The sequence below is a fragment of the Planctomycetota bacterium genome (genome assembly GCA_026387035.1).
Lineage (GTDB): Bacteria > Planctomycetota > Phycisphaerae > FEN-1346 > FEN-1346 > JAPLMM01.
Map to the genome: position 1 here is coordinate 1 of JAPLMM010000137.1, position 4,264 is coordinate 4,264.

Below are 4,264 nucleotides of genomic sequence, written 5' to 3' on the forward strand. Positions count from 1 at the left end.
GGCCGAGCGGAAGGGCGAAGGTCTGGAAGGGCTGCTCCGCGAGATCTTCCCGATCGTCAGCTACGACGGGCAGATCACGCTGGAGTATCTCTACTACGAGTTGGGCGAGCCCCGCTATGACCCGCAGGAATGCCGAGACCTGCGGCTGACGTACGGGCGCCCCTTCCGCATCCGCTGCCGGCTCAGCCGGAAAGACAGCAAGGACGTGCTGGAGGAGAGCATCTACGTCGGGGAAGTCCCCATCATGATCGGCGGCGGGGAGTTCATCATCAACGGGGCGGAGCGCGTCATCGTGAGCCAGTTGCACCGCTCCCCCGGCGTGGATTTCTCGATGACCCTGGAAGCGGGCGACCGCCGCCTCCATTCCTGCCGAATCATCCCGGAACGCGGTTCGTGGATCGAGACGAACGTCTCGAAGCGCGACGTGCTTCAGATGCGGATCGACCAGTCCTCCAAGATTCCGGTGACGGCTTTTCTGCGGGCAATGACGCCCGAGTACAGCGATACCGAGACGATCATCCGCCTCTTCTACGAGACGAAGCGCCTCGTGCTGTCGCAGGTGAAGCGCGGCACGCCGGTCCAGGACTTCTACGTCTCGACGCCGGTCGTGGACAAGGAGACGGGCGAAGTCGTTCTCGAAGCGGGCCAGCGCGTCGGTGAAAAGTGGGAGCATATCCGCAACTCGTCCATCAAGCAACTGGACGTCGTGGCCGACTCGCAGTGCGACCCCCTGATCCTGAACACGATTCAGGACGACAAGACGAAAACGCACGACGAGGCGGTGCTCTACATCTATGGGCGCCTCCGCGTCGGCAACCCGCCGAACCAGAACAAGGCCAGGCAACTCTTCCAGGAAAAGTTTTACGATGCGAACCGGTACCGGCTGGGGCGGGTCGGCCGCTTCCGCCTGAACCGCAAGTTCGGCACGAGCGTGCCGGAGGACGAAATGACCCTTCGGCCGGAGGACTTCATCGAGTGCCTCCGGTACATCATGAAACTGCGGGCGGGCGAAGGGGCGACCGACGACATCGACGACCTCGGGAACCGGCGCCTCCGGACGATTGACGAACTCGCCGGCGACGAGGTCCGAAAGGGGTTCCTGAAACTCCGCCGAACGGTCCAGGAGCGGATGAACCTGAAGGACCCGAAGGAACTGACGCCGCGGACGTTGGTCAACTCGAAGTCGGTCTCCAGTTCGATCGAGTTTTTCTTCGGTCGTTCGGAACTCTCGCAGGTGGTGGACCAGACGAACCCGCTGGCGCAGTTGGCGAACGAGCGTCGCCTGTCGGCGCTGGGCCCCGGGGGCCTGAATCGCAAGCGCGCGGGGTTCGAGGTCCGCGACGTCCACGTCTCCCACTACGGGCGCATCTGCCCGGTGGAGACGCCGGAAGGGACGAACATCGGCCTGATCGCCCAGTTGGGCATCTACGCGACGGTGGATCCGTATGGCTTCCTCATCACGCCGTACCGCGAGGTCGTGAAGGGCAAGGTGAACGGCCAGGTGCGGTGGATGCGGGCGGACGAGGAGATCGAGCACATCCTGGCGCCGGCCGACGTGCCGACCGACCCGGACGGCAAGATTCTGTCGGACGTGGTGGTGGCGCGCGTGGCGGGCGACTTTAAGCAAGTCCCCTCCGCGGACGTCCAGTACGTCGACATCAGCCCGAAGCAGTTGGTAGGGGTGTCGGCGAGCCTGATCCCGTTCCTGGAGCATGACGATGCGAACCGGGCGCTGATGGGATCGAACATGCAGCGCCAGGCGGTGCCGCTGCTCCAGCCGGAACCGGCGATAGTCGTGACGGGGATGGAAAAGCCCGTGGCGGAAAACTCAGGGATGGTCGTCCGCGCCCAGGAAGCGGGCGAGGTGGTGTACGTGGACGCCCGGCGAATCGTCGTGCGGAACCGCGACGGGTGGGAAACCGAATACGTCCTGCGGAAGTTCGTCGGCCTGAACGAGCGGACCTGCCTGAACCAGAAACCGATTGTGCGGGTCGGCCAGAAAGTGAAGACGGGGCAGGTGATTGCGGACGGCCCCGGGACGAAGGACGGCGAACTGGCGCTGGGGCGCAACGTTCTGGTGGCGTTCATGACGTGGGACGGCTTCAACTTCGAGGATGCCATCCTCGTCTCGGAAAACCTCCTGAAGGACGACCGGTTCACGAGCATCCACATCGACGAGTTCGAGGTGGAGGTGCGGGAGACGAAACTGGGGCGCGAGGAGTTTACGCGCGACATTCCGAACGTGTCGGAGCGTCAACTGCGGAACCTGGACGAGGAAGGCATCATCCGGACCGGGACGCGCGTGCAGCCCGGGGACATCCTGGTGGGGAAGGTGAGCCCGAAATCGAAGACGGAACTGTCGCCGGAGGAAAAACTCCTGCACGCGATCTTCGGGCGCGCGGGCGAGGACGTGAAGAACGACAGCCTGACCGTTCCGGGCGGGACGGAGGGGATCGTGATCGCGGCGGAGAAGTTCAGCCGGGTGGCCCACCTTTCGGACTCGGAGCGTCGCCGGCGGTCGCGTGAGGCCCGCCGCGTGGCGAAGGAAATGGACGATCGGATCGTGTCGGCGTTCCGCGACCTGGTGGACATGCTGAACGCGACGCTGCGGACGAAAATTGCGGACCCGGAGACGGGGGTGGCGTACGGCGAGGCGAAGGACCCGGCGGAGGTGCTCTCGCAGATCGAGCGGTTCGACTATGAGAAGATCCAGACGCGCAGCCAATCGTTCGACGAGGGCCGGGAGATCGTTCGCCGCGAGTGGCCGAAAGTCGAAGAGATGCTGGACGAGAAAGAGCGGCAGGTCGCGAGGCTGAAACGGGGCGATGAACTGCCGACGGGCGTCCTGGAGATGGCGAAGGTGTGGATCGCGACGAAGCGGACGCTGTCGGTGGGCGACAAGGTGGCGGGCCGGCACGGGAACAAGGGCGTCATTGCGCGGATTCTGCCAGCCGAGGACATGCCGTTCCTGCCGGACGGCCGGCCGGTCGAGATCCTGCTGAACCCTCTCGGCGTGCCGAGCCGCATGAACGTCGGCCAGATCCTGGAGACGCACCTGGGGTGGGCGGCGAAGGTGCTGGGATTCCAGGCCATCTCGCCTGTGTTCGACGGGTGCAAGGAAGACATGATCCACGACCTGCTCCAGGAAGCCGGCCTGCCGCGCGACGGCAAGACGGCACTCTACGACGGCCGCACGGGCGAACCGTTCGACCAGGCGGTGACGGTCGGCTACATCTACATGATGAAGTTGCACCACCTGGTGGACGACAAGGTGCACGCGCGTGCGACGGGCCCGTACAGCCTGATCACGCAGCAGCCGCTGGGCGGCAAGGCGCGGTCGGGCGGCCAGCGGTTCGGCGAAATGGAAGTGTGGGCGCTGGAAGGGTACGGGGCGGCCTACGTGCTGCAGGAACTGCTGACCGTCAAATCGGACGACGTCGAGGGCCGGACGAAAATCTACGAGTCGATGGTCATGGGCCGGAACAAGCTGGAAGCAGGGACGCCCGTCTCGTTCGACGTGCTGACGAACGAGATCAAGGGCCTGTGCCTGAACATGCAGTTGGAGAAGAAGCGTCTCTAAAAAAGTGACTAAGTGACTGGGTGACTGAGTAACGGAGGAGGCACGAAGGGTGATAGCGTGGCAGAGGGCAGGGGGCGGGAGAACATTTGTGGGCGCAGCGGCACGACCTGAAAAGGCGCCCTCCAAACTTCCGACAGATTGTGGAAGTTCTTGCTGCCTCAGTCACTCAGTTACTCAGTCACTCCGTCACTCGGTCGTTCCGGTAGGAGCCGATCGCCATGGCGATTGAAAACGTTTACGAGAAGATCAACGACTACGGGAGCGTGCGGATCTCGCTGGCCAGCCCCAACGACATCCGCTCGTGGTCTTTCGGCGAGGTCCGAAAGCCCGAAACGATCAACTACCGCACCTACCGCGCGGAACGCGACGGCCTCTTCTGCGAACGCATCTTCGGCCCCGAACGAGACTGGGAATGCTTCTGCGGCAAGTACAAGGGCACCAAGCACAAGGGCATGATCTGCGACCGCTGCGGGGTCAAGGTCACCCATAGCCGCGTCCGCCGCAAGAGGATGGGCCATATCAACCTGGCCGCGCCCATCGTCCACATCTGGTTCTTCAAGGCCCCGCCCAGCCGGATTGGCACCCTCCTGAACATGCGGGTCTCCGACCTCGAAAAGGTCGTCTACTTCCAGGACTACGCCGTCACCCAGCCCGGTGACACCCCCTTGAAGCCCGCCCAGATCC

At 64.1% G+C, this 4,264-nt stretch carries 2 protein-coding genes; both read left to right on the top strand.

Features of this window, described 5'->3' with window-relative positions:
- On the top strand, positions 1-3,580 hold a 3,580-nt coding region (rpoB, locus tag NTX40_04650), incomplete at its 5' end, for a DNA-directed RNA polymerase subunit beta (GenBank protein MCX5648372.1).
- A gap of 218 nt (positions 3,581-3,798) precedes the next feature.
- Positions 3,799-4,264: DNA-directed RNA polymerase subunit beta' (locus NTX40_04655; GenBank protein ID MCX5648373.1), on the top strand; the 466-nt coding region annotated here is incomplete at its 3' end.